The sequence below is a fragment of the Enterococcus sp. LJL99 genome (assembly GCF_054871725.1).
In genome coordinates, this window is the sequence record NZ_JBTXLT010000004.1 from 311,244 (window position 1) to 337,679 (window position 26,436).

Genomic DNA, 26,436 nt, shown 5'->3' on the forward strand with positions numbered 1-26,436 from the left:
AAGAGCTTGAGGAATCAATTTTTTTATAGTGAAAATGATACTTACTAGAAATAGGCTATCAATGATGATATCTGCAGTATTTTTTTATGCTAAATGTCACAGCGATTGCAATGACTTGAGTAAATAAAAAATCAGTCCTATAATGGATGAGATAGCTTAACAAAGAAAGGGTAATGTAAATGTCAGTAATCAATAAAGAAACTACAACTGCAGCTCGCAAAGATTTTTTGAAAAATGATAAAAAAACTACGGTTCAACGTAGTGTAATAAAAAATGGGATTAATGCTTCGGCTGAAAGTCAATCAGCGCAAGTGAATAATGTCCCTGTTTTTTCTGTTGATATAGCGACTGGTAAAGTTGCCAATCAAAAACAAAGTGGACGTTGCTGGATGTTTGCAGCACTAAATACGTTTAGACATCAAATGCTGACTCGTTTTCAATTAAAAGATTTTGAGTTTTCTCAAAACTATACTTTCTTTTGGGACAAATATGAAAAAGCAAATTACTTTTATGAAAATATTCTGGCTACAGCTAATCAAGCAACTGATAGTCGAAAGGTCGCTTTTCTGCTTCAAACACCGCAACAAGATGGTGGACAATGGGATATGATTGTATCGATTTTTCAAAAATACGGTGTTGTGCCAAAAACAGTGATGCCTGAAAGTAGTAATAGTTCTAATTCCAGAGAATTGAATGATTGCCTAAATAAAAAACTACGTAAAGACGCTTCTGTATTAAGAACAATGGTTAAAACAAACCAACAAACGAAAGAAATTCAACAAGTAAAAGAGGAAATGCTTAAAGAAGTTTATAGTCTTTTAGCGATTTCTTTAGGAACACCACCAGAAGTTTTTGATTTTGAATACAGAGATGAGCAACAAGAATATCATTTAGAGCAAAATTTAACACCACAGACATTTTACGAAAAATATGTTGGTTTAGATTTAAATGACTATATTAGTATCATTAATGCTCCAACAGCAGATAAACCGTATAATAAGACCTATTCAGTTGAAATGTTGGGAAATGTAGTTGGAGGTAAAGAAGTTAAATATATCAATGTTGATATGACGACATTCAAGGAATTAGCTATCAAACAACTAGAGCAAGGAGAATCTGTTTGGTTTGGTTGCGATGTTGGTCAGTATTCTAACCGTAAAAGTGGCATCATGTCTTTAGATGCCCTAGAACTCAATGATTTATTCGATATAGATTTTACAATGACAAAAGCGGAACGATTAGACTATGGCGAAAGCTTGATGACCCATGCGATGGTTTTGACAGGAGTAGATATTGTTGACGGAAAATCTACTAAATGGAAAGTTGAAAACAGTTGGGGCGAAAAAGTGGGTGATAAAGGATTTTTCGTAATGAGTGACGAATGGATGGATCAATATACGTATCAAATTGTCATTAGAAAAGAGCTTCTGTCTAGCGAATTACAAGCTGTTTGGGAAACCAATCCAACTATTTTGGCACCTTGGGATCCAATGGGAGCTTTAGCGTAAAGAATAAAAGGAGTTGACAATTAGCTTTATTGTGCTAAAATTATTATCGATAAAAAAATAAAAAACTTTTAATGGATATCGCCGGATATTTATTTTTAAAGGTGTTGATAAACAACTCTTAGGCCTGAGATAGAGTTGTTTGTTAACACCTTTTTTCTATGAATAAATACACACGGCTGAATGAGTGGAGGAAGGTTGTTATGAACAAACAGTGGTTAATTTTAGTAATGGGTTCTTTTTTTGAAGTTTTGTGGGTGATTGGCATGAAACACAGTGCGAATGGTTTACAGGTGTTCCTCACATTACTAGCAATTGTGATTAGTTTCTACGCGTTGATTTATGCGAGTAAGACATTACCGGTTGGAACTGCGTACGCCGTTTTTGTTGGCTTAGGGACTGCTGGGACAATATTGGTTGGCTGTATTTGCTATGGTGAGGCAATAGGATGGGCCAAAATTGGCTTGATTGCGCTTTTATTAGCAGGAGTAGTTGGTTTGAAGTTAGTGACAACGACAGAAGGAGAGAACTAAAATGAGTTGGATTTCTTTAATAATTGCCGGAATTTTTGAAATGTTTGGTGTAGGATCTATCAACAAGGTAAATAAAAATAGAGACATCCATGCCTTATTTTTGCTGATTGCAATGTTTAGTGGTAGTTTTCTTTTTTTGTATTTGGCAATGAAACAATTATCAATGGGGATTTCTTATGCGATATGGACAGGGATCGGCGCAGCCGGTGGAGCAATCTTGGGAATGATCATCTATGGTGAATCGAAAGATTGGCGCAGAATTGCCTGTATCTTATTAATTATTTCTTCAGTTATTGGTTTAAAATTAATTAGTTAGCCTATCTAAATGATAAAAATTGAAAAAAGGGAGAGACAAACAGCCCTGGCGATTTGTTTCTCCCCTTTTTACTAGATTTAATTAAATGAGGTTGGGACAAAAGTGGTTAGCTCCGAGAACCGAGTAGGTACGATGCATCATCGAATCACTACGTTCTTCGTGATTTATCGCAATAAGAAGGAATTTCCGGAAATGACAAGAAACACGAAAGGTTTCCTTTCGATGTTGAATGATTCCTACTTGGTGCTCTTCAAATTTTTGGTAAATTTCGGCTTATTTCGAAGGAGCTGCTTTTACACCCACGATTCAATGAGTGACTACAGATTGTTTTGTAAGTCTTGACGAAGTTGGACTAGTGAATCTTCATCTTTTTTAATTACTTCTAAAATATTTTTATTATTGTTAAATTTTGCAAATTCTTTAGCCATTGAGAAATCAGGAAATTCTAAATCAGTTGATTTCATAAATTCATTGTAGGCAACTTCATAAGCTAAATTATCTAGCATATAAAGCGATTGATGAACTCTATTTAAAATCAATCCCTGACAAGCAATTCGATGTGCAAGTGTAAATTCTTTGATAGTAGAGTAGAATTTAGCGGTGTTAAAATAAATTTTTGTCGCTTCGATTGGAACTTCAGCAGTCATATTTTCTAACATTGTAATCGATTTTTCATAGTAGACTTTCGCCTTGTCCAATTCATTTTCCATCTCGTAAAAAATACCTAGGCTGTTAACGGAAAGGATCGCATAGATAGAATTGACTGTTCCAAGTTCATTGGCACGATAAAAATAGAAAAGACTATCTGTTGTGTTGTTGAAGCCAATAAGATTAGTAATACCCATAAAATATAGCCAACGAATCTCTAAATCCTTATTCTTAAATTCACGTATTGAAATTTCGGATTCTTTTAATAGAGAGTAAGCTTTTTTATGGTTAAGGGTATTACAAAGTTCTTCTACTTGATTTAATAGGGCGGCTAGTTTCTTCTCATCATTGTCTTCTAGAACACTTTCAAGATCAATATTTAATCTTTTACAAACGGCATCCAAAATTTCAATACTATCACATACATTTTTATTTTCAATATTACTTATGGTACCTTGTGTACATATTCCATTCGCTAATACAATCTGAGACATCTTTTTTTGCTTTCTTATTGATCGAACAATGTCACCTTTGATTCTCATGATATCCTCCTAAAATTAACGTTATAAAGTTATTATTTTGTTTATATTATGATATTATTCAACCATAAGCAACTATTATGCTGTGCAATTATTAAGAAAAAATATCAACCTATTTGGTAAATTGGTTTGTTTTTTAGTTCTTTTTGTTTTAACAAATAATATAAAAGTTCTTTTAAAAAATCTTTCAGAAATATAAAAAGAACTTATTTTATTTTCTTTTTTTTTCGTTTTTATTTTTCCGAATGATGTTCGAACGATAAATAACATCTGTTTTTAAATAATGAGGCAAAGAATACTCTTTAAGCATCATGTAATGATTTTCATAACAATTTATTGTGTAAAAATTTGATTTTAAATAATAAAAAATTTTAGTTTAATTGGAAATTAAGCGACGATGAAAATTGAATCTGTTTTCACTTGGATTTATAAAAATAAATAATATATATGGGATTTTTTTTGGTGATAGAGTGAAAATTAAGGATAAAGTTAGGTTAAAAAGTGAGGTCTGAAACAAAAATAGTTAGTTCTGATAGCCAAGTAAGTATAATGCGCAACATTCACTTTTCTATTTACTAAAATAATTCCAAGCTAAGTTTGTAGAGAAAACATTTTTATTTTCATCTCTGTGGTATAATTTAATCAGTTTTATAGTAAATTTTGAAAAATAAGAAAACCAGATATAAAGGGGAAACTTTGAATGGCAAAAAAATATACAACCCCCTATGAAGTTGCTTATTACGATGGGGATATTACAAAAACAATGACAATTCCAGCAATGTTGGCAGTTGTTATCAAAACATCTGAAGAACAAAGCGATGCTTTGGATAGAGGAGCCGATTTTGTTGCTTCTTTTGGTTTAGGTTGGGTGATTACAAACTATGAAATTACCATTACTCGTTTACCTAAAGTTGGGGAAACAATCGCTGTGACAACTCAAGCGATGGCGTATAATAAATATTTTTGTTATAGAAATTTTTGGATTCATGATGCAAATGGAAACGAATGTGTAGAAATACAATCGACATTTGCTTTAATGGATAAAGAAAATCGTAAAATGAGTAGTGTCATTCAAGAAATCATTGAACCGTATGAGAGCGAAAAAATCAAAAAAATTCATCGTGCGCCGAAAATTGAAAAAGTCCAACAAGGAACTTCTCTTCCTTATCGCGTTCGTTACTTTGATATTGATGGCAATCAGCATGTCAATAATGCGATTTATTTTAATTGGATCTTGGATGTTTTAGGCTATGATTATTTAACGACCTATCGTCCTAAGTTTATTAATATCAAATTTGATAAAGAAGTTGAATATGGCCAAACGGTTGATAGTTATTTTGAAGTGTTGAATACGGAGAATGGCAAAGTATCTCGTCATGAAATTCGAATTTCAGAGCAAACATACTGTGAAGCGAATATTGAGTGGGACGTACGCTAAAGTAAAACAGATAGGAGGAATCAAATGATTCGTTTAGGATTGACCTCTTTTGCTGAACATGAAACCTTGACAGGGAAAAAAAATTCTTCATTGTATGAATACGCAGGGAAATTACCGCTTGTTGAACTGGATACAGCGTACTATGGCATTCCCAAAGTAGAGTCGGTAAAAAAATGGCTAGCATCTGTTTCAGGTGATTTTCGTTTTGTTGTAAAGGTCTATAGTGGAATTAGCGGACAAAATGAGTGGCAGCAATATTATCAAAATGAAGCAGAAATGGTTTCAGCTTTTCTAAAAAGCATGCAGCCGCTGATTGATAGTGGGAAACTCTTTGCTTTTTTGATTCAATTTGCTGGTAGTTTTGCTTGCACAAAAGAAAATGTTCAATATCTTGAGAAAATTCATCGATGGTTTGAAGAGTACCCTGTAGCGATTGAGCTACGAAATGGATCTTGGTATTCAGAAAAACATATTCATAGTATGCAGCAATTTATGAGTAGTAAGAAATTTTCTTTAGTCATTGTGGATGAACCTCAAATTCCGACCAATCCTGTTCCGTTTTCTCCCCTCATAACGAATAATTCTTTTGTATTGTTTAGATTTCATGGTAGAAACGCTTCAGGTTGGCTGGCTAATGACAAAGATTGGCGGAAGAAACGTACCTTATATAAATATAATGCTAAAGAAATCAAAGAATTAAGTGAAATAGTAGAAAATGTTTCTGGGCAAGTACAAGAAGTTGGTGTGATTTTTAATAATAATTCCGGTGGCGATGCAGCTGGAAATTTATTAGAGATGAAAGCTAGTTTAAATCTTCATTATGAAAAATTGAATCCCTCACAAATGAATTTATTTTGATGAGTAACTTTATTTGGATCTATATTCGAGTTAGAGGATGAAAGGAAACCAATGATAAAAGCTATTTTTTTCGATATTGATGGAACGTTAGTTACAAAACAAGCAAAAGTATTAGAATCAACCAAACAGGCGATTGCGATGGCTAAAGAAAATGGGATTATTTGTGGCATAGCAACAGGAAGAGCGCCAATTCGTTTAAGCCAACAGATTGATGCTCTTAATTTAGATGTCTTCATAACCTACAACGGTCAGCTCGTCTATACAAAAGAGCGAACGATTTATGCTGACCATTTCGCGAAGGAAACGTTGGACCAAATTGTGGCTTTTTGTGATACTAACGATCGTCAGATTATATTTGGCAGTCAGTATGAAATAGCTGGAAGTGCCTTTATGCAAATGGGGCAAAAGAAATGGCTTACGAAATTAGCGAATATTTTTCCGAGTTTTTTTCCTGTAAATGCGTTGAAAAATACATTGAGCGCACTTTCACCACGAAGAAGAAAATATAAATATCGAGAATTACCCATTTTATACCAACCTATTTATCAGTGTGTATTATTAAGCCCAGAAACAGAGCTTGATTATTTAAAAACTAATTTAGCGAACTGTCATTTTACGCGCTCGAATCCTTATACAGTTGACATCATTCCAAGCGGAGGATCAAAATTAAAAGGGATTGAAAAATTCACTCAAGCGTACAATCTTTCTTTAGAAGAAGTGATGGTTTTTGGCGATAGCTGGAATGATCTGGAAATGCTCGAAGGTGTTGGAATCGGTGTTGCTATGGGAAATGGCGAAGCTGATGTGAAGCAAATAGCTGATTTTGTGACGAAGACAAATGAAGCAGACGGTATTTATTATGCGTTAAAACATTACCAAATTATCTAAAAGCAGGAGGCGTTTTTTATGAAAATTGATAATCCATTTGAAATGGTTGAAGCGTTTCATGAACAATTTGATAATCGAAAACCAAATCAACCAACTGCTTTTTCAGCAGATTCTGCGGCTTTTCGGGCAGAATTCAAAATTGAAGAACTAGTGGAATTTGTATATGGGGCTTGTAATAATGATCAATCGTTATTTAAAGAGAAAGTTGAACAACTCCAGCAAGCGATAAAAAAAGCTGAAACTAAAATTCTTGCTAAGGAGCATGAAGTCATCGATCCATTAGTTGACGAGGTGGATGCGTTAACTGATTTGTTGTATTTCACCTATGGCTCTTTTTCTTTATTAGGAGTGGACCCTACGGAAATATTTGCTGTGGTTCATCAAGCGAATATGGGCAAACTTTTTCCTGACGGTAAACCTCATTATGATGAAGTAACGAACAAAGTGTTGAAGCCAGCTAACTGGCAAGCAGAATGGGCTCCAGAACCGAAAATTAAAAAGTTGTTGGAAAAACAAAAAAATACTAGCGCTAAAAATAATTAGTTAAGAATAAGCAAAAAGACACCGTGAAAGTTGATTGGATAATGGAATCAATTTTCACAGTGTCTTTTATTTTCTACAGTTCTCCTCATGTTGAGGGGGAGGTTGGATTGATACTGTTTTAGTTCGAGTGATGGTCAACTTCAGAATTAAAAAAAGTATCATATAACGCTTGGATGGCTTTTTTCTCTTGTGCTTCTCGAATACCAAACATGATGCTGACCTCAGAAGAACCTTGGTTGATCATTTCTAAGTTGATATGATTTTTAGCTAAGGCTACAGCACTGTCTGCCATGACCCCGATGCGTTGACGCATTCCTTCACCGACAATCATTAACATTGAAAGACCGTGTGTAATTTTTAATTCATCGGGTTCTAGTTCAAGTTGCAAACGTTCCATCAACTCTTCTTCAATGTCTTGCGATAGTTGACATTCTCTTATAATGACTGAAATATCATCAATCCCAGATGGCATATGTTCATAGCTCAAACCTAATTCTTCTAAAATTTGTAAAAATCGGCGTCCGAATCCCAATTCTCTATTCATTAAATACTTACTTAGGTAGATACTAGCAAATCCTTGGTCACTGGCAATTCCGACAACAGGATCATGTTTAACTGATCTAGATGTTGTAATCAAAGTTCCTGGATGTTGCGGATTATTTGTATTCTTGATTACTACAGGAATATTTGCGCGGTAAGCAGGCATTAAGGCTTCATCGTGTAAGACGGCAAATCCAGCATAAGCCAATTCACGCATTTCGCGATACGTTAATTCTTTAATTGTTTTTGGTTCATGGACAATTCCTGGATGAGCAACAAAAATTCCATCGACATCGGTAAAGTTCTCATAAATCGATGCTTGCATCCCAGCCGCCACAATTGAACCTGTAATATCAGAACCACCTCTAGAAAAGGTACAAATCTCACCATTTTCTGTGTAGCCAAAAAAGCCGGGAACAACCAATAGCTCGGTTGTATCTTTAAATTGATTGATTTTATCTAATGAAGAAGTCAAAATACGAGCATTACCAGGTTCATCAGAGACAATAATGCCTAAATCTAAAGGATTTTTGTATATAGCATTTAGCCCCTTATGACGGAAGAAAGCCGCTACTAGTTTGGCATTATTGTCTTCACCGCTGGCTAAAAAGGCATCAAATAGATGTGGATTATTTTCTTTAGGTAATTGCTCTAATTGTTCGATGGATGTTTGAATATCTACTAAAACATCTTTTTCCATCCCTAATTCTTCTAGAATTCCTTCATAGCGAGCAATAATTTGTTTAATGAGAGTTGCTGTCTCTTCGTTATTTAAAAAAGCATTGTAATAAGAAATTAATAAATCAGTTACCTTGATATCTTCAGGTGAACGTTTACCTGGAGCTGAAACAATGATAACCTTTCGTGAAGCGTCGTCTTTCACGATTTGGAACACTTTATCTAACTGGGTTGCAGAGGCAAGAGAGCTCCCACCAAACTTTGTAACTTTCACCTTAGTCACTCCTAATTTTAATTATTTTTTCATATAGTAAAAAGAATACAGAAAATCTAGTGGAAAATCAATAATAAAAAGGATCTTTTTCATGGGTTTTCAATTTTCTTTCAATAAAATTCTTCATTTTTTTCTCAATTTTTGTTACACTGAACGTGATTGATAAAAATGTCTAAAATGAGGTGTGCCTGAGTGGCTGAAGAATTTAAAGGAATTATATTTGATATGGATGGTGTGCTTGTTGATAGCGAACAATTCTATTATCAACGGCGCAAAGATTTTTTAAGTGAGTATGACTTATCCATCGATCATTTACCGATTCAGCTGATGATAGGGGCCGATATGCGTAGCTTGTGGGATTTAGTGCTTAAAGAAAATGACTGTGAGCATGACAAATCATGGCTAAATGAAAAATATCAAGAATATAAAAAAAGTCATCCAATTGACTATACAGCGTTAATCGATGAAGATGCAAAGCAAATTTTAAGATTTTTGAAACGTAAAAAGTTTAAAGTTGGTTTAGCTTCTTCCTCTTCAATGGATGTAATCGAAGAAGTATTGAAAATTGATCAGTTGAGTAGTTATTTTGATCTTGTGGTTAGTGGGACACAATTTGAAAAAAGTAAACCTGAGCCAGATATTTATTTATACGCCGTGGCTGAGCTAGGTTTGGAACCTGCAGAATGTATTGCTATTGAGGATTCTGAACGAGGAATCTTAGCAGCGAAAAGAGCTGGTTTAACTGTCTGGGCTTTACAAGACACGCAATTTAATATGGATCAAAAACAGGCTCAGCGAACAATAGTTGAATTAAGTGATATTTGTAAAATTTTACAAGAAGAGGAATAGACCAATTACCGAATAGACAACCTTAATAGAAAGTTAAGAAAATAGCAAAAAAATCTAATTAAGTAGTGCTTGATTGAATGATTTATGATATAATTTTCTGTAGGTGTTTTTTTGACACTAATATTTTTTTGATAAATGAATAGTGCGATTTTTAGTGAATGACATTTGTTATTTATTAAACTTGCTTCTAATATACGTACACATAAACGGAGGAACCATTAATGAAGAATAATCTGATCATTATCATAGTTTTAGCTATAATAATCATCGCAGCAGCATTGTATCTAGTTGGGTTATTTATGAGAAAGAAAAACCAAACGAAACTGGATAGTCTAGAGAGGCGAAAAGAAGCATTGTTTGATTTGCCTGTGATTGAAGAAGTAGATGAAGTTAAAAAAATGCATATGGTCGGACAAAGTCAGAATACCTTCAGAGAATGGAATCAACGTTGGACTGAAATTTCTACCCGCTCTTTTGCTGAACTTGAAAGTCAAATCTTTGAAGTTGAAAACTTAAATGAAACATTCAGATTTATGAAAGCAAAACGTGCGGTTGAAGAAGCTGATGAGACAATGGCTGAGATGGAATCAGAAGTTGAAGTGATTCGTAATGGATTGAAAGAACTTCGTGAAAGCGAGGAACGTAATTCATTAGAAGTGCAAAAAGCCTTGGATGTTTACGAAGAGATTAGCAAATTACTTCATGATGAAAAAGAAGAATTTGGCGCTTCATACTCTGAATTACAAAAACAAATCAAAAATATCGAAATCGAATTTACTCAATTTGTTACATTGAATACTTCTGGCGATCCTGTGGAAGCACGTGAAGTATTAGAAAATGCAGAACGTCACACGTATGAGTTAGATGATATTATGAGACGTATTCCGCCACTATATGATGAATTGAATCGAACTTTCCCAGATCAACTAAAAGAGATTGAAGAAGGGTATAAACGATTAAAAGCAGATCATTATGTTTTCCCAGAGAAAAACTTTGAAGACGAATTAAGACGTGTTCAAAAACGTGTGAAAAATTCTTCCGTTGATTTAGAGAAAACAGAAGTTGATGCAGTAGAAGTTGCGAATAGAGATACAGCAAATGCAATTGATGCGCTGTATGATATTATGGAACGCGAGATTAAAGCGAAAAAATATGTAACTAGCAATCAAAAAATTGTTGGAGATTATATTGCTCATACGCTAAGAAACAATCGTCAGTTAATGATTGAATTAGATCATACATCTCAAAGCTACACATTGAACCATAATGAGTTAGGACGTTCAAGAGGCTTCCAATCAGAAATCGAAGAATTGATTCGTCGTTATGAGGACTTCGAACCAAAAATCAAAGATCATACAATTCCTTATTCAGAAGTTCAAGCATTCTTTAAAGATTGCTATAAAATTTTAGATGACATTGAAAATCAACAAGTTGAAATCGATGATTCATTGAAAGATTTAAGAAAAGGTGAGAAAAAAGCGCAAGAAAAAGTTGATCAATATGAATTCAGATTGCGTAATATCAAACGTTTTGTTGAAAAGCAACGTTTACCAGGCTTACCATCTGACTACTTAGAGTTTTTCTTTGTAGCAACAGACCGTATTGAAGAATTAAGTAAGGCGTTAAATCGAATCCGAATTAATATGGAAGAAATTACCAAACTATCTGATTTATGTAATGAAGATTTAGATATGTTAGATAAAAAGACGAATGATTTAGTTAATTCTGCAGCACTTACAGAACAAATGTTGCAATACGCTAATCGTTATCGCCATACACATGAGAATATTCGCGTGGCAATGGAAAATAGTTTGAATTTATTCTCAAAACAATATCGTTATCAAGATGCACTTGATGAAATTGGCACAGCTCTTGAGCATGTTGAGCCAGGTGCTTTCAGACGAATCGAAGACTTCTATTTTAATAATTTAGATGCGATTTAGACATAAGAAATAACTTTTAAAGACCGCACAATGCTTTTCAGGCATTGTGCGGTCTTTAGTCAAGTAAGTCTAACGAACAAAAATGATAGTTGAACTCATAAATTAGAAAGTATATAATAGGAAAGAATTTTAAGAGAAGAAGGTTTTTTAGATGATTTATTTTGATAACAGTGCGACAACTCCGATTTATCCTCAAGCACTTGATGCCTATATAAAAACAAGTCAACGAATTATTGGTAATCCCTCTAGTTTGAATGATTTAGGGAATCAGTCCAATCGTTTGATTCAGCAATCAAGAAAACAAATAGCTGAATTAATTAATGTTGGACAAGATGAGGTCTTTTTTACTAGTGGTGGAACAGAAGGCGATAATTGGATTTTAAAAGGAACTGCTTTAGCAAAAAAGACATTTGGACGTCATATTATTATTTCAAGTATTGAACATCCCGCAGTCGCTGAATCAGCAAAGCAGTTAGCTAAAAATGGATTTGAAGTTTCGATTGCGCCTGTAGATAAACATGGCTTAGTATGTGTTTCTGAGTTAGTAAAATTAATTCGCAAAGAAACTATTTTAGTATCGATTATGGCGGTTAATAATGAAGTGGGTTCAATTCAACCAATTCAAGAAATCAGTCAAATATTAGAAAATTATCCAAAGATTCATTTTCATGTAGATGCTGTCCAAGCAATCGGTAAAGTACCATTTGAAACTTGGCTGACCCCACGTGTCGACTTTGCTACTTTTTCTGCTCATAAATTTCATGGTCCAAAAGGCGTGGGCTTTATTTATTGGAAACAAGGTAGAAAATTGTTACCCTTGCTAAATGGTGGTGGACAAGAAAATAATCATCGAAGTGGTACCGAGAATGTTGCAGGAATCGTTGCCATGGCAAAAGCATTACGCTTATATTTGACTAAAATTGCTGAAAAACCAAATCATACAGCGATCATTCGTCGTTATTTATTAGAAGCACTGAAAGAATATAAAAATGTGACTTTATTTTCAGAGATGACTACTGATTTTGCACCGCATATTTTATGTTTCGGATTAAAAAATATTCGAGGTGAAGTATTGGTTCATGCATTAGAAGAAAAGCAAATTTATACTTCTACTACTAGCGCTTGTTCCAGTAAAAAGAAAACCGCTAGTAGTACGTTACATGCGATGAAAGTTCCTGATTATATCGCGACGTCTGCAATCCGAATTAGTTTAGACGAAAGTAATACCATGGCTGAGGCAGAACAATTCATGGTCATTTTTAATCAATTATATAAACGATTTTCTGTTATCGGATAAAGATAAGTACATCGTTCAATGTTTCAAACAAGTAAATCAGAGATCATTAGAGAAGGACTGACAAAATGAAATATACAGAAATTATGGTTCGTTATGGCGAACTTTCAACAAAAGGAAAAAATAGACGTTCATTTATCATGCAACTAGCTCAAAATGTGAAACGATCATTAAGTGCGTTTCCCGAAATAAAAATTCGTGCAGATCGCGACCGTATGCATTTGATTTTAAACGGAGCAGATGGACAACAAGTACTACCAAAACTGGAAAAAATTTTTGGAATTCAAACATTCTCACCTAGTATTCAAGTAGAAAAAGAGGTACCAGCCATTCGTAAAATGGTTCAAGAAATTATTTTAAGTGTTTACCAACCTGGCCAAACATTTAAAATTACGTCTAAACGTTCAGATCATTCATTTGAATTGGATTCTAATGAATTAAATCGTGAATTAGGCGGAGCTGTTTTTGAAGTTTGTCCAGACATTAAAGTACAAATGAAACAACCAGATATCAATATTCGTGTAGAAGTCAGAAAAGAAGCAGTTTATCTTTCTTTTGAAACAATCAAAGGAGCTGGAGGCTTACCTGTCGGAACTAGTGGTCGTGGGATGCTAATGTTGTCTGGAGGGATTGATTCTCCTGTGGCTGGTTATTTAGCGATGAAACGTGGCGTTGAGATTGAAGCGGTCCATTTTGCAAGTCCTCCCTACACGAGTGAGCAATCGTTACAAAAAACGAAAGATTTGGCAGCTAAATTGGCACCCTATGCAGGGAGTATTCAATTTATCGAAGTACCATTTGCCGAAATTCAAGAAGAAATCAAGCGAGTGGTGCCAGAGGGCTATTTAATGACCGTTACTCGTCGAATGATGTTGCGTTTAACAGATGCACTGCGAGAACTCCGTAAAGGATTAGTGATTATCAATGGCGAATCTTTAGGGCAAGTAGCTTCGCAAACCTTGCAAAGCATGGTCGCAATCAACGAAGTGACCATGACACCAATTGTTCGTCCTGTTGTAACAATGGATAAGAGCGAAATCATTGAACTTGCAGAAAAAATCGATACATTTGAATTAGCAATTCAACCTTTTGAAGATTGTTGTACTATTTTTGCTCCACCACAACCAAAAACAAGACCGAAATTGGATAAGGCTCGTTCATATGAAGCTCGATTGGATATTGAAGGATTGATGGAACGTTCTTTAGCTGGGATTAAGGTGAGTGAAATTACAGTCGAACCAGAGCAAGCAAAACAAACCGAAGAGTTTTCAGATTTGTTATAAAAACTAAGATTTATGGATAAAGTTAACATTTTTTTGCAATCAGAGTAGAAAGAGTAGGCTGAAATTTGTCTAAATCTAACGATGAGGACGGTTAGAATTTCAGAAATCTTTCTGCTCTTTTTTATAGCTCAATAAATGAGAAAATTCGTGAAATTTCTATTCAAATAAGAGTTTAAAAAAAAGAAGTTATCTTGAAAGAAATACGTGAGTTTCTTTTTGCATTCTTTTTGATTAGTATTTACTCATTTTCTGATAGTTGTTTCACAAACTAGTTGCCCAGTAAACTGAACCGTGCTACACTAAGTATGTGAACGAATTAACAAGGAGAGTATCTAATGGAGACTATATATAAAGATAAAAAGATGCCTAAAGCAACTGCAAAACGCTTTCCATTATATTTACGGTATTTAAAAATGCTAGGAGATTCAGGGGTCACTCGAATTAAATCAAAAGAATTTAGTGAAATCACTCAAGTTCCTTCAGCCACAATTCGTCGTGATTTTTCACATTTAGGTGAGTTAGGTCGCAGTGGTTACGGCTATGATGTTCCTTATTTAATTGATGTATTTAGTAATATTTTAAATACGCAAGAAGAAAAAGGAATTGCCTTGATAGGTTGTGGGAATCTTGGTAAAGCATTGATTAAGAATAATTTTCGTAGAAATGAAAATTTAAATATTACTTGTGCTTTTGATACAAATCCAGAATTAGTTGGAATGGTTATTGATGATATCGTAGTTCAATCAATGGAAGACTTAGCAACGACGATTCAATCAAACGAAGTGTCTGTAGCCATTTCTACCGTTCCTAGCCAGTATGCACAAGAAGCAATCAATCAAATCGTTGATAGTGGTATTACAGCTATTTTGAATTTTGCACCGGATCGAGTAACAGTTCCAGCACATGTCAATGTTCAGTATATTGATTTGACGACCGAGTTACAAACCTTGATTTATTTTGATGAGAATTTTTCCCTCACAAAACGCTAAAGGAAAGCAAGAAGTTTGTTTTCCTTTTTCTCTTCCTCTATACTAAAAGCAAATAAGTAGTAGGAGAGGAGCAATAAAATGCAAGTGACTAAAAAAGGTGAAGTTCTTGAGGTAACTGGTATTCAACCACTTGAGGGAGAACAGGCACCAAATTTTTCAATTCCTAATTTAGCGAATGAAGCGATAACGTTAAGCCAATTTGAAGGGAAACCTGTTTTAATTAGTGTTGTTCCAGATATTGATACGAGAGTTTGTGCGTTACAAACAAAACGTTTTAATCAAGAAGCAGGTAATATTGCAGGGATTCAATTTGTGACGATTTCTAATAATACGAAGGAAGAACAAGAAAATTGGTGTGCAGCTGAAGGCGTAGATATGGAAATGTTGCATGATCAAGATGGTTCATTTGGCGAAGCTTATGGATTATTCATTCCTGCAATGGGTCGATTAGCGCGAGCAATTTTTGTGATTGATGCTACTGGAAAAATTATTTATGAACAAATTTCGGCAGAGATTGCAGAAGAACCAGATTATGCTAAAGCAATTGCTAGTGCCAAAGCATTAGTTGCTTCTTAAACTGAAACGGTTGTTTTTCGCTATTTGCTAGATTAGTAGTTTTACAACACGGTTTGACTTTCAAACTTTTCCATTGTAAAATGTAGCAAAGACAGTGAACAAGAGGAGTACGATTGACGTCGTTTTAGAGAGAAAATCAAAAGCTGAGAGATTTTCACACAGTTAATCAGAAGGTAGCTTGGAAGTCAGTAGTCTGAATCATTTAGTAAGACTATTCGAGTGGTGATCGTTAACTCACTAACGAAGCGATGTTTGCTCAAGCAAACATAATTTAGGTGGTACCGCGTAAGATTATACGTCCTAGAATACGAAAGTATTTTAGGGCTTTTTTTTTGTTTCACACTCTGTCTTAAAATAAAACGAATAAAAATTAAATAGAACGAAAGAAGGATTGCTATGACAACTGAGAAAAATTTACCCACGAAATATCAACCTAACGAAGTTGAACAGGGGCGCTATCAAAAATGGCTAGACCAAGATGTTTTTAAACCAAGTGGAGATAAAAAAGCAAAACCTTATTCAATCGTTATTCCACCCCCAAATGTAACTGGGAAATTACATTTAGGTCATGCTTGGGATACAACGTTGCAAGATATGTTAATCCGTCAAAAACGAATGCAAGGTTTTGATACCTTATGGTTACCAGGAATGGACCATGCTGGAATTGCTACACAAGCCAAAGTCGAAGAGAAATTGGCTGAGCAAGGAATTTCTCGTTATGATTTAGGTCGCGAAAAATTTGTGGAACAAGTTTGGGATTGGAAAGAAGAATATGCAAGCCATATTCGTGAACAATGGGCAAAAATTGGACTTTCTTTAGATTATAAGCGTGAGCGTTTCACGTTAGATGATGGTTTATCTGAAGCAGTACGCAAAGTGTTTGTTGCTCTTTATGAAAAAGAAATGATTTATCGTGGGGAGTATATCATTAATTGGGATCCAAAAGCAAAAACGGCATTATCTGATATTGAAGTAATTCATAAAGATGTAGAGGGTGCTTTTTATCATATGAGCTACCCGTTGACTGATGGTTCTGGTGTTGTGGAAATTGCTACTACTAGACCTGAAACAATGCTTGGAGATACTGCGATTGCTGTTCATCCTGATGACGAGCGTTACCAAGAGTTGATTGGCAAAACAGTGACTTTACCATTAGTAGAGAAAGAAATACCGATTATTGCGGATGAATACGTTGAAATGGATTTTGGAACAGGCGTAGTAAAAATCACGCCAGCTCATGATCCGAATGACTTTGAAGTGGGGAATCGTCATGATTTACCACGTGTCAACGTGATGAATGAAGATGGAACGATGAATGAATTAGCTGGGAAATATCAAGGGATGGATCGTTTTGCAGCCCGTAAACTAATTATTTCTGATCTAAAAGAAATCGGTCGCTTGATTAAAATCGAAAAAATGACGCACAGTGTTGGTCACTCAGAACGTACTGGTGTTGTTGTTGAACCACGTTTATCTACTCAGTGGTTTGTAAAAATGGCACCATTAGCTGAAAAAGCGATAAAAAATCAAGATACAGACGATGCAGTGGAATTTTTCCCACCACGTTTTAATCAAACCTTTTTACGTTGGATGGAAAATGTTCACGACTGGGTAATTTCCCGTCAGCTTTGGTGGGGACATCAAATTCCTGCTTGGTACCATAAAGAAACAGGAGAAATGTATGTTGGAATGGAAGCTCCGGCAGATGCAGAAAATTGGATTCAAGATTCAGACGTATTAGATACTTGGTTTAGTTCTGCTTTATGGCCATTTTCAACGATGGGCTGGCCAGATGAAGAGGCTTCTGATTACCAACGATATTTCCCAACGAGTACCTTAATTACAGGCTATGATATTATCTTCTTCTGGGTAAGTCGAATGATGTTCCAAAGTTTAGAGTTTACTGGAAAAGCACCGTTTAAAAATGTCTTGATGCATGGATTGATTCGAGCAGAAGATGGTCGCAAAATGAGTAAATCTTTAGGGAATGGAATCGATCCAATGGAAGTCATCGACCAGTATGGTGCGGACGCTTTACGTTGGTTTATGTCTAACGGTTCTGCTCCAGGCCAAGATATGCGTTTCAGTTATGAAAAAATGGATGCCTCTTGGAACTTCATCAATAAAATTTGGAATGCTAGTCGTTTCGTAATTATGAACGTTGAAGGAATGACTGTTGAAGAAATTGATTTTAGTGGGGACAAAACGGTTGCTGATCGTTGGATCTTAACTAGATTAAATGAGACCATCGAACGAGTGACTGATTTATTTGACCGTTTTGAATTCGGTGAAGCTGGTCGTCAGTTATACAACTTTATTTGGGATGATTTCTGTGATTGGTACATTGAAATGAGTAAAGAAATTCTTTATGGGGAAAATGAAACTGCCAAACAAACAACTAAGAGTATTTTGGTTTATACATTAGATCAAATCTTACGCCTATTGCATCCAATTATGCCGTTTGTAACAGAAGAAATTTGGGAAAATATTCCTCATGAGGGGGAATCATTAGTTGTTGCAGCTTATCCAGTGGTTAAAGATGAATTATCAGATGAAACAGCTGCTAGAGGGATGGAAGTATTGAAAGAAGTGATTCGTTCCGTTCGAAATATTCGCGCAGAAGTAAATACGCCCCTTTCAAAACCAATTACGTTATTAATCAAAACAACAGATAAAGAAATCAATACCTTCTTAGCAGAAAATACAAACTATATCGAACGTTTCTGTAATCCCGAAGAGTTGACGATTAGTCCAGATATCATTGCACCAGAATTGGCGATGTCTGCCGTTTTAACTGGCGCAGAAATTTATTTACCATTAGCTGGTTTGATAAATATCGAGGAAGAAATTGCTCGCTTAGAAAAAGAATTAGAAAAATGGACACAAGAAGTAAAACGAGTACAAGGGAAATTGGCCAATGAACGTTTTGTTTCTAATGCTCCAGAAGAAGTAGTCGCTGCTGAAAAAGCGAAAGAAAAAGACTACTTAGAAAAACAAGAAATCGTGAAAGAACGAATTGCCCAATTGAAAACAGTTGGCTAAATAAAAGAATAAAAAGCAATCACTTAGGCCGTTTTCTATTAACTAGAAAACAAAACCTTAGTGATTGCTTTTTTGAATGATTTCTATAATCAGATCATCAAAAATTTCTCAAAAATAAATAGAATTGCAAAACTATATGTTCCAACAGACCATAGTTTTAAAAGGAGTAAAATCTTGGTGTATTCTTTAAACGGAAAGTCGGTCAAACCAGCCACTAAACAAACCAAATCGTCTGGAGCAAAAGGAACTAATAAGGTAATAATCATGAGTTTCTTAATGCCATCTTTTGGTCGGTCAAGCATTTGTTCAAATTGAGAATAGCGTTTTTTACTCAGAATCAATTTAACAAAAGGTTTTCCGTAATAACGAGCAATCCAATAAACTAGAATATCGCCAATGATTAAGCCGATATAACTATAAATCAAGCCTTGAATATTGCCAAACATTAACATTCCAACGACGGAAGAAATACCGCCAGGCAAGATAGGAACGATGACTTGCAAAATCTGTAAGACAATAAAAAATGCAACAGCGTAGTCGCCAAATTGACCAATAAAGGTTTGTAACGTATGAACAGAATGGAAGATTCCTTTTGAATAGCCATAAGCTACTAAACCAGTAAAACCAATAATTCCAAAAATTGGTAGTAGATAGATAACACGTTTTAAAAATGCGATAATCGATTTCATTTTGTATAGCTCCTTGTAAGAACAAGAACTACTGATTAGAAGAGGTTGTTCTTTTTTTTAATCGCCATTTGATCAGTTGGTAAAATGATACGCTAAAAAGAACTAAAATGCTAATCATAATACCTAGAGTAAAGCTTTTTTGATGATACTGAAAAGTCACTTGATGAGTTCCTTTGGCTAAGTTGATTCCAGTAAAGTTTTCTAAAACAGGGAAAGTGGCGACTTTATTTCCATCGACTTTGACCGTCCAGTTTTTATCAAATGGAATCGATAAATACAGAAGTCTATCATCGTCGTCGACCGTTATTTGTCCACTATAGCGGCCATTTTCTTTATGTAGCGAAAGTGACTGCTCTTGTTTTTCAGAAACAAGTTGATCAAATTTATTTTGGTTAAGAGTTTGTAACGTCCAATCGGTCAAATCAAGTTTTTTCTTAGAGTAAATCGTTAAAGTCACCGGCTCATTTTTGTTAAAGAAACCGAGATTAAAAAGTTGGTTGGTAGCAATCGCAATAGTAGGTTTAATTTTTTTACCATTCACTTCAATATCGCTGACATTCTTCCAATTGATATGCGGGATATAGGCATAGAGATCTCCTGTTGTATTGACTTGTGCTTCTAATTGGTAATAATTAGCTGTTGTTTTTTCTGTTAACTTTTTAACATTTTCAAAATACGGTTCTGTACTTGGACTAAATTGTTGTAAGATATCCTCGTGATTTTTCAAAGGATCTTTGGTCGTCAATTCTAAGTCTTTTAATGTATCAGCAGCTAAGATTCCCATGCCAATTGCTTCATCATTTTTATAGACCGTCGTTTCTTCGAATGCTTCCAAAGGTTCTTTATCAAGCGTTTCAGGAGTAATTTCATATGGGACATTCAATAAGAAGTTAATGACTTTTGAATTATCCACATACCCAATTCGACGATCATTTTTAGCATATAAGCCTAAAATATTCAGGCTATCTTGAGTAGATGCTTCTAGAGTTGATGTATAACTCGAAACACCCGCATAGCCAAATAAAATTGAGTTATTATACCCATTATTTTTTTCACTGTAGCCAGAAGCAGTAGAGTCTAATGTTTGCTTAATTCGGAATAATTCAGGTTGTTTAGCTTTTAGATTACGAATAATTTGACTTTGTTGCTGATACATTGTTGCATAATTTTGCTGATTACCAAAAGGAATATCTTTTAAAGAAATCCAGTAATTTGTACCAATTTCGCAACAAACGAGTGCTAACAACAGGATGGAGAGACTTTTCTTGAAGTAATGTGTCTTCTGCTGAACATAGATAATAAAGTAGAACAACCAAATAAAGAAAAGACTGATAAAAAAATAACTGTTAGATAAAAGAAAAGTCTGATGGTTTATTGCTAGGGCAAGTTGACCAATACTTAGTAAAACAGAAAAAATAAGCGGGACTTTTAGCGGCAAAATAGCGCCATCTTTTAATTTAAGGTAAGCTTCATAAGCAAATTTGATTAGTAAAAAACTAAAAATAAAGGTATTTCGATAAGGAAAACCAGCTGGATTTTGGAACATATGCCAAACCGTTCCTAATCCTTCTAACCAAAAACTTAAAAAGATAAAACCCATCACCAGTAGGGTTGCTTTTTTTTCTTTAAAAGAAATTTCTTTTAAAGTGAAATAAGTGATGAACAACAGTGTCATTAATAAGCCAGAAAAAACACTAGGTAAATGATCTAAACGTAAATCAAAATTGATTGTTCCCAGTCCAAATTGAGATAAAAATGAGAAACCAAAAACTGGTTTTGGAAAGAAAGTAGATAAATCAAATGCAGTTTTTTTTGTTTGAAGCATCCCTTCAATTGCGGGTAGTAAGATAAAGCTAGTACTAACACCAGATAGAAACGAACTAAGGAAAAATAGTTTCCCCGATTTAAAAAAGCGCCAGATTGATTTAGTTTTTTTATTTGGTGAAAGATAATACCAGTACATACTATAACAAACCGCAAAAATACAGATCATATACCCCATATAGTAATTGGTAATAATTGTCAGAAAAAGTAGGATACTATAAGCACCCCATTTTTTTTGCTCCCATAAACGTTGGATACTTAAAATCAGTAAAGGTAATAGAATCAACGCATCCAACCACATGAAATTTAAACTATAAGCAATGACAAACCCGCAAAGACTATAAGAAGTTGAAAAGAGAAGCAAACCACTGGTAGTTCGCTGATAGGTTTTTTGTAAATAATAAAACATAGCGCTACCCATACATGAAATTTTTAAGGTGATAATTAATAAAATTGCAATAGGGAGCTGACTAGAAGAAAAAAAGAACACTAGAAAATTAAAAGGGCTGATTACGTAGTAAGCCACTAAGGATAAAATCGAGCCACCAATGCCATTTGAGAAGGAATAGGTCAAATGATTTCCGCTCTCAAAATATTGTTTGAAGGCACTCAAAAAAGGAAGATATTGCGTCCCGAGATCACTTACCAAAAGATTGTTCTTACCAAAAGGAGCTAAGCCCAAAATCAACCAAAGAGTAAGAAGGAGTGCGAAAGGGAGCAGAAAACTCATTAATCGTAAAAAGGTAGTTCGTTTTTTAGACATATATATTCCTCTGTTTCTAAATAATTGAATAAACATCTGATAGTCGAAAGCAAATCGCTGAAGACGTTCTAAAAGATAAGTTTCGTAATGTTTTTTTAGCCGTTGGAACAAAGAATGGTTTGCTTCGAGAAGCAAGTAAGTCCGATGGTTATCGAATTCCTCTGTTTTTCGAGTGTTATCGTAATAATAATAAGTTTTAAGTAATTACTGGTAGGCTAATTTTTACTTTGTTTCACTTCACTCGGTATTATTAGACAATATGTTCATTTTATCATAGTTTTTATAGTAGGATAGAGTGAAATCCTAAGAATCCGATTTCAAAAAGGAAATTTAAAACTATTTTTACTAAATCAGATGTTTATTAGTGAAAAGCCACTTTTGTTTCGTTATAATGAACGGTGTGAGGAGTGAAAAAAATGAGCTTAACGATAGAAGAAGCAATTGATTGGGTCCACAGTCGACTACCTTTTGGAACAAGGCCTGGTTTGGATCGTGTAGCCGCGTTGTTAAATCTTGTTGAACATCCAGAAACAAAGGTACCAACGATTCATATTGCAGGAACTAATGGCAAAGGATCAACAGTGACTTATTTACGTTGCATGCTACAAGAAGTAGGATTAACAGTTGGAACCTTTACGTCCCCTTATATTGAAGAATTTAACGAGAGAATTGCAATTAATGGTCATGGAATCTCAGAGCAGCAATTGATCTCTTATGTGAAAAAATATCAATCCTTAGTGAATGAATTGGATAAAGAACCTGAAACAGCAGGAATTACTGAATTTGAAACGTTAACAGCAATGGCGTTTGATTATTTTTATGAGGAGCAAGTGGATGTCGCTATTATTGAAGTCGGGTTAGGTGGACTGTTAGATAGTACCAATGTTGCTCACCCTATGTTGACAGCAATTACAACGATTGGGAAAGATCATACTGAAATTTTAGGTGAAACAATTGAAAAAATCGCTTTTCAAAAAGCAGGAATTATCAAAAAAAATATCCCAGTAGTTACAGGAAATATTGGCGAAGAAGCGATGCTTGTTATTCAAGATAAAGCTGATGAAATGGAAAGCAAAATTTATCGCTACGGCAAAGAATATACATTAGAATATTTACATCCGGATAAAGAGTGGGGCGAAGTATTCAATTTTTATGGAGCGGCAGGTAAGTTAACGAATGTTAAAGTACCGTTACTAGGTCATCATCAAACTGAAAATGCGGCGGTAGCTATTCAACTTTTCTATTTATATGGTCAAATCAAGCAACTTAACTTAGCGGAGCGTGATATTTATAATGGACTAAAAAAAGCTTTTTGGCCTGCTCGAATGGAATTACTAAGTGCAGAGCCATTAATTATTTTAGATGGCGCTCATAATGACCATGCAGTTGATCGATTAGTCGATAACATAAAAAAAGAATTTCCAAATCGAGAAATCAATATATTATTCTCAGCATTAGCGACTAAAAACATCAATCAAATGTTAACGAAGTTGAAAACCATCCCGAAAGTTCATTTATATTTGACAACATTCGACTATCCAAGAGCTATCGAGTTATCAAAAATGATGCATTATGAAGATGAGCATACAGAAATTGTTTCATTATGGCAATTTGGTTTAGGCGAAATTTTAGAAAAGATGGCAGAAGATGACTTATTACTTGTTACTGGCTCACTTTATTTTGTTTCACAAGTGAGAGAATTATTATTAAATGTAGGAGGAAGTAATGAATAAATTTGAAGGTGTTATTTTTGATATGGATGGCTTGCTTTTTGATACAGAGCTAGTCTATTATGAATCAACGCAAAAAATTGCAGATGAGATGGGTATCCCTTATACAAAAGAACTTTATATGGATTTTATCGGTGTTTCAGATGAAGAAGTGAAAGCTCATTATCATCAAATCTATCAAGAACATGGAAAAGAAACAGTCGATGAATTTATCCGTCGGTCTTACGAAGATACCTACCAAGTTTTCGCTTCTGGTGCAGTTCCTTTGAAAGATGGCGTTTTAGAATTGTTAGATTATTTGGATCAAGCTCAAATTCCTCGAGTGGTTGCTTCAAGTAATGTTCGCAGTGCAATTGAGTTATTACTCTCTAACGCTGAGATTCAAGATCGCTTTTCAGGTATCCTTTCTGCAGAAGATGTGACTCGAGCCAAACCAGATCCAGAAATTTTCAATAAAGCAGTTGATTTTTTAGGTACAAAACCCGAAAAGACGTTAGTTTTAGAGGATTCAAAACATGGTATTTCAGCTGCTAAAGCTGCAGGAATTCCGGTAATTATGATTCCAGACCTAATTGAACCTACACCTGAAATAGAGACGAAGACACTTGCGATTTTTGATAGTTTAAAAAAAGTTCCTTCTTATTTAGCAAAATGATTTTATCGCTCCTTTGCGTATCTTTAATTATAAAGAAAAAAAGGAGCGGTTTTTTTGTTGAAAAAAGAGCGATTATTTATTCGAGAAATGCCTGAAGATTGTTTGCCTAGAGAACGTTTAGAAGAAGTAGGAGAAAAAGCATTATCCAATCAAGAATTACTGGCGATATTACTACGAACTGGTTCCAAAAATAAAAACGTAATGGAAGTTTCGGCTAGTTTTTTAAATCATTTTATTCATTTGTATGACCTACGAAATGCAACCATCACTGAAATGATGACAATCAAAGGAATTGGTCGAATCAAAGCGATTGAATTACGAGCTGCTTTTGAATTTGGTTATCGGATTCAGCAAAGTACTCAAGAAAAATTTGGTAAAATTTCGTCAAGTTATCAAATTGCTCAAAATTTGATGATAGAGATGCAAGATTTTCAGCAAGAGCATTTGATTTGTTTATATTTAAATACAAAAAATGAAGTAATTAAGCGCCAAACAATTTTTAAAGGGAGCTTAAATCAAAGTGTGGCACATCCAAGAGAGATTTTTCGAGGAGCCGTTAAGTTTTCAGCGGCAAGAGTCATTCTAGCTCATAATCACCCTTCAGGTAACCCAACACCGTCTGAAAGTGACATTCAATTTACTAGACGTATTCAAAAATGTGGAGAGATGATGGGAATCGAAGTTTTAGACCATATCATTATTGGTCAAAAGGTCTATATCAGTATGCGAGAAGAAAATTTTTTTACGGAAGAATAGCTAGTTTTCTTGCAAAAACAGGGGGGCGCGTGTACAATGAAAGGGTAATCTTGTTTGGCACATCATAGAAGTTTTTTATTTAAAAACCCTCTATCGTACGGGCAATGTTACAATATTTTGTGCTTAAGCACGAGGAGGAACAGGAATGGAACAAGGAACAGTAAAATGGTTTAATGCAGAAAAAGGCTTTGGATTTATCTCTCGTGAAGATGGTAGCGATGTATTCGTACATTTCTCAGCAATCCAAGGAGACGGATTCAAAACATTAGAAGAAGGTCAACCTGTAAGCTTTGACGTTGAAGATTCAGATCGTGGACCTCAAGCTGTTAATGTTGAAAAAAACTAATTTGTCCATTCAAAAACATCTAGCTTTTTGCTAGGTGTTTTTTTTAGTTCTATCAAGTTGATTTTCAAAAAAGTATATTAAAAAAGACATCTGTGTCATTATCCACCTGATGCCTTTAAATCATATTAAAACTCGAATCGCTCATTTAGCTTGATAACACCCCTTAAATAGTTGATTTTTGTAATTCAGTCACTGCTTGCGTAATCGTGATACCATAGGCGATGTTTGATTGGTCATTCACATCAATAGCCATAAACAAATTCTTTTGGGTATCAAGAGCTACACGATACTCTAATACATTTGTACCAAACGTCATAATGATCCTCCTTTCTTTATAATTATTATGAAAGGTGGTGAGATTTATAAAAATCTCAAAAATAGTATAGCATATAATTTCTGAGCAAGCAAAACTCCTTTTGACCATTAAATGAAGAAAAAAAATAAAGAATAGCGAATTAAACTAAGGTGATTTTACTCTACTTGGGTAGATTGAATGAGTTACATGCCATAAAGTTTCTGGCGTTCCCAAGATTGAGTATTTTTCAACTATAAATTGTTTTTTATGATTCATATGTCCAAATAAAGTCATTCGTGTATTTTCGGTAGCATCAGCCAAAAAATTTAGAGAGTGTGTCGCAATTATACAATTGATTGTTTCTTTAGATGTGTTTAGGGTAAAACGAACTAAAGGCATTTTTGAATAGGTCAATATTTTTATTTTTGAACTAGATCCTGTGAAGCAACATTTCATTAAAATCCCTCCTTACTTTAGCTATAAAACCATTATACGAACTTATGTTCTTTTTGTAAACTAGAATGTATAATTTAAGTGCAACACTATAAATTGAAGGTGAAAAATCCTGTTATAATGGTGTTGACGAATTATATCAACTAGGAGGTATTTAGCTATGACTTCATACACACACCTTACGATACG

Annotated in this window: 25 protein-coding genes and 1 other annotated feature; of the genes, 18 read left to right on the top strand and 7 right to left on the bottom strand. The window is 34.4% G+C overall.

Translation table 11 applies throughout. From position 1 onward, the window contains the following. Positions 1–179 precede the first annotated feature (179 nt). The 3 genes from ACYSNW_RS08695 to ACYSNW_RS08705 all read left to right on the top strand — a co-directional run bounded on the left by ACYSNW_RS08695 (position 180) and on the right by ACYSNW_RS08705 (position 2,354). The gene (locus tag ACYSNW_RS08695; RefSeq protein ID WP_461744084.1) at positions 180–1,508 is read left to right on the top strand and encodes a C1 family peptidase; all 1,329 of its coding nucleotides are present in this window, start codon (positions 180–182) and stop codon (positions 1,506–1,508) included. Between the two features lie 200 nt (positions 1,509–1,708). Next, positions 1,709–2,038, top strand: coding sequence for a DMT family transporter (locus tag ACYSNW_RS08700; protein WP_461744085.1), 330 nt, complete (start codon positions 1,709–1,711; stop codon positions 2,036–2,038). 1 nt (position 2,039) lies between these two features. Further along, a complete protein-coding gene (locus ACYSNW_RS08705) occupies positions 2,040–2,354 on the top strand; it encodes a DMT family transporter (protein ID WP_461744086.1) in 315 nt (104 codons plus the stop codon). Positions 2,355–2,671: 317 nt separating this feature from the next. On the opposite strand, the gene ACYSNW_RS08710 is transcribed toward ACYSNW_RS08705, so the two are convergent. Continuing rightward, positions 2,672–3,544, bottom strand: coding sequence for a helix-turn-helix domain-containing protein (locus tag ACYSNW_RS08710; RefSeq protein WP_461744087.1), 873 nt, complete (start codon positions 3,542–3,544; stop codon positions 2,672–2,674). Between the two features lie 697 nt (positions 3,545–4,241). Here ACYSNW_RS08710 and ACYSNW_RS08715 point away from each other — a divergent pair. Genes ACYSNW_RS08715 through ACYSNW_RS08730 form a run of 4 tightly spaced genes read left to right on the top strand, consistent with a single transcriptional unit; the run spans position 4,242 to position 7,268 of the window. Then, positions 4,242–4,979, top strand: coding sequence for an acyl-ACP thioesterase domain-containing protein (locus ACYSNW_RS08715; RefSeq protein ID WP_461744088.1), 738 nt, complete (start codon positions 4,242–4,244; stop codon positions 4,977–4,979). Between the two features lie 24 nt (positions 4,980–5,003). Next, positions 5,004–5,837: a DUF72 domain-containing protein gene (locus tag ACYSNW_RS08720; protein ID WP_461744089.1), complete on the top strand. Its 834-nt coding sequence runs from the start codon at positions 5,004–5,006 to the stop codon at positions 5,835–5,837. A 51-nt stretch (positions 5,838–5,888) separates the two neighbouring features. Beyond that, on the top strand, positions 5,889–6,725 hold the full coding sequence (locus ACYSNW_RS08725; RefSeq protein WP_461744090.1) for a Cof-type HAD-IIB family hydrolase: 837 nt from the start codon (positions 5,889–5,891) through the stop codon (positions 6,723–6,725). Positions 6,726–6,743: 18 nt separating this feature from the next. Next, complete coding sequence (locus ACYSNW_RS08730; protein ID WP_461744091.1) at positions 6,744–7,268, top strand: pyrophosphohydrolase domain-containing protein; 525 nt, start codon at positions 6,744–6,746, stop codon at positions 7,266–7,268. A gap of 118 nt (positions 7,269–7,386) precedes the next feature. Here the strand turns inward: ACYSNW_RS08730 and ACYSNW_RS08735 are convergent, their stop codons facing one another. Then, positions 7,387–8,760 carry an aspartate kinase gene (locus tag ACYSNW_RS08735; protein ID WP_461744092.1) on the bottom strand — a complete coding sequence of 458 codons (1,374 nt, stop codon included), beginning with the start codon at positions 8,758–8,760 and terminating at the stop codon, positions 7,387–7,389. Between the two features lie 192 nt (positions 8,761–8,952). Between ACYSNW_RS08735 and ACYSNW_RS08740 the strand changes: the two genes are divergently transcribed. From ACYSNW_RS08740 to ACYSNW_RS08760, 5 genes are all read left to right on the top strand, one after another. Next, positions 8,953–9,609, top strand: coding sequence for an HAD family hydrolase (locus ACYSNW_RS08740; RefSeq protein ID WP_461744093.1), 657 nt, complete (start codon positions 8,953–8,955; stop codon positions 9,607–9,609). 221 nt (positions 9,610–9,830) lie between these two features. Further along, positions 9,831–11,552, top strand: coding sequence for a septation ring formation regulator EzrA (gene ezrA / locus ACYSNW_RS08745; protein ID WP_461744094.1), 1,722 nt, complete (start codon positions 9,831–9,833; stop codon positions 11,550–11,552). A 151-nt stretch (positions 11,553–11,703) separates the two neighbouring features. Beyond that, the gene (locus tag ACYSNW_RS08750) at positions 11,704–12,849 is read left to right on the top strand and encodes a cysteine desulfurase family protein (protein WP_461744095.1); all 1,146 of its coding nucleotides are present in this window, start codon (positions 11,704–11,706) and stop codon (positions 12,847–12,849) included. Positions 12,850–12,914: 65 nt separating this feature from the next. Further along, positions 12,915–14,129, top strand: a complete 1,215-nt coding sequence (gene thiI / locus ACYSNW_RS08755; RefSeq protein ID WP_461744096.1) for a tRNA uracil 4-sulfurtransferase ThiI — start codon at positions 12,915–12,917, stop codon at positions 14,127–14,129. A 335-nt stretch (positions 14,130–14,464) separates the two neighbouring features. Further along, positions 14,465–15,118, top strand: a complete 654-nt coding sequence (locus tag ACYSNW_RS08760) for a redox-sensing transcriptional repressor Rex (protein WP_461744097.1) — start codon at positions 14,465–14,467, stop codon at positions 15,116–15,118. On the opposite strand, the gene ACYSNW_RS08765 is transcribed toward ACYSNW_RS08760, so the two are convergent. Then, a complete protein-coding gene (locus tag ACYSNW_RS08765; RefSeq protein WP_461744116.1) occupies positions 15,115–15,192 on the bottom strand; it encodes a DUF3953 domain-containing protein in 78 nt (25 codons plus the stop codon). The genes ACYSNW_RS08760 and ACYSNW_RS08765 overlap by 4 nt on opposite strands. 4 nt (positions 15,193–15,196) lie before the next feature. Between ACYSNW_RS08765 and tpx the strand changes: the two genes are divergently transcribed. Together tpx and ACYSNW_RS08775 are read left to right on the top strand one after the other, a co-directional pair. Beyond that, positions 15,197–15,694, top strand: a complete 498-nt coding sequence (tpx, locus tag ACYSNW_RS08770) for a thiol peroxidase (protein WP_461744098.1) — start codon at positions 15,197–15,199, stop codon at positions 15,692–15,694. A gap of 85 nt (positions 15,695–15,779) precedes the next feature. Further along, positions 15,780–16,000: a binding site (T-box leader), on the top strand. Positions 16,001–16,090: 90 nt separating this feature from the next. After that, the gene (locus tag ACYSNW_RS08775; RefSeq protein WP_461744099.1) at positions 16,091–18,736 is read left to right on the top strand and encodes a valine--tRNA ligase; all 2,646 of its coding nucleotides are present in this window, start codon (positions 16,091–16,093) and stop codon (positions 18,734–18,736) included. Between the two features lie 89 nt (positions 18,737–18,825). Here the strand turns inward: ACYSNW_RS08775 and ACYSNW_RS08780 are convergent, their stop codons facing one another. Together ACYSNW_RS08780 and ACYSNW_RS08785 are read right to left on the bottom strand one after the other, a co-directional pair. Then, positions 18,826–19,425 (bottom strand): TVP38/TMEM64 family protein, encoded by a 600-nt coding sequence (locus ACYSNW_RS08780; protein ID WP_461744100.1) that lies wholly within the window; start codon positions 19,423–19,425, stop codon positions 18,826–18,828. Positions 19,426–19,453: 28 nt separating this feature from the next. Further along, positions 19,454–22,012, bottom strand: coding sequence for a YfhO family protein (locus ACYSNW_RS08785; RefSeq protein ID WP_461744101.1), 2,559 nt, complete (start codon positions 22,010–22,012; stop codon positions 19,454–19,456). A gap of 416 nt (positions 22,013–22,428) precedes the next feature. Here ACYSNW_RS08785 and ACYSNW_RS08790 point away from each other — a divergent pair, with 416 nt between their 5' ends. From ACYSNW_RS08790 to ACYSNW_RS08805, 4 genes are all read left to right on the top strand, one after another. Then, a complete protein-coding gene (locus ACYSNW_RS08790; RefSeq protein ID WP_461744102.1) occupies positions 22,429–23,745 on the top strand; it encodes a bifunctional folylpolyglutamate synthase/dihydrofolate synthase in 1,317 nt (438 codons plus the stop codon). Further along, positions 23,738–24,397 carry an HAD family hydrolase gene (locus tag ACYSNW_RS08795; RefSeq protein WP_461744103.1) on the top strand — a complete coding sequence of 220 codons (660 nt, stop codon included), beginning with the start codon at positions 23,738–23,740 and terminating at the stop codon, positions 24,395–24,397. Before ACYSNW_RS08790 ends, ACYSNW_RS08795 begins: the two co-directional genes overlap by 8 nt. An 87-nt stretch (positions 24,398–24,484) precedes the next feature. Next, complete coding sequence (radC, locus tag ACYSNW_RS08800; protein ID WP_461744117.1) at positions 24,485–25,153, top strand: RadC family protein; 669 nt, start codon at positions 24,485–24,487, stop codon at positions 25,151–25,153. Between the two features lie 145 nt (positions 25,154–25,298). Beyond that, positions 25,299–25,499, top strand: coding sequence for a cold-shock protein (locus ACYSNW_RS08805; protein WP_461744104.1), 201 nt, complete (start codon positions 25,299–25,301; stop codon positions 25,497–25,499). Between the two features lie 163 nt (positions 25,500–25,662). Here the strand turns inward: ACYSNW_RS08805 and ACYSNW_RS08810 are convergent, their stop codons facing one another. After that, the gene (locus ACYSNW_RS08810) at positions 25,663–25,815 is read right to left on the bottom strand and encodes a hypothetical protein (protein ID WP_461744105.1); all 153 of its coding nucleotides are present in this window, start codon (positions 25,813–25,815) and stop codon (positions 25,663–25,665) included. 144 nt (positions 25,816–25,959) lie between these two features. Further along, complete coding sequence (locus ACYSNW_RS08815) at positions 25,960–26,250, bottom strand: hypothetical protein (protein WP_461744106.1); 291 nt, start codon at positions 26,248–26,250, stop codon at positions 25,960–25,962. Positions 26,251–26,436 lie beyond the last annotated feature (186 nt).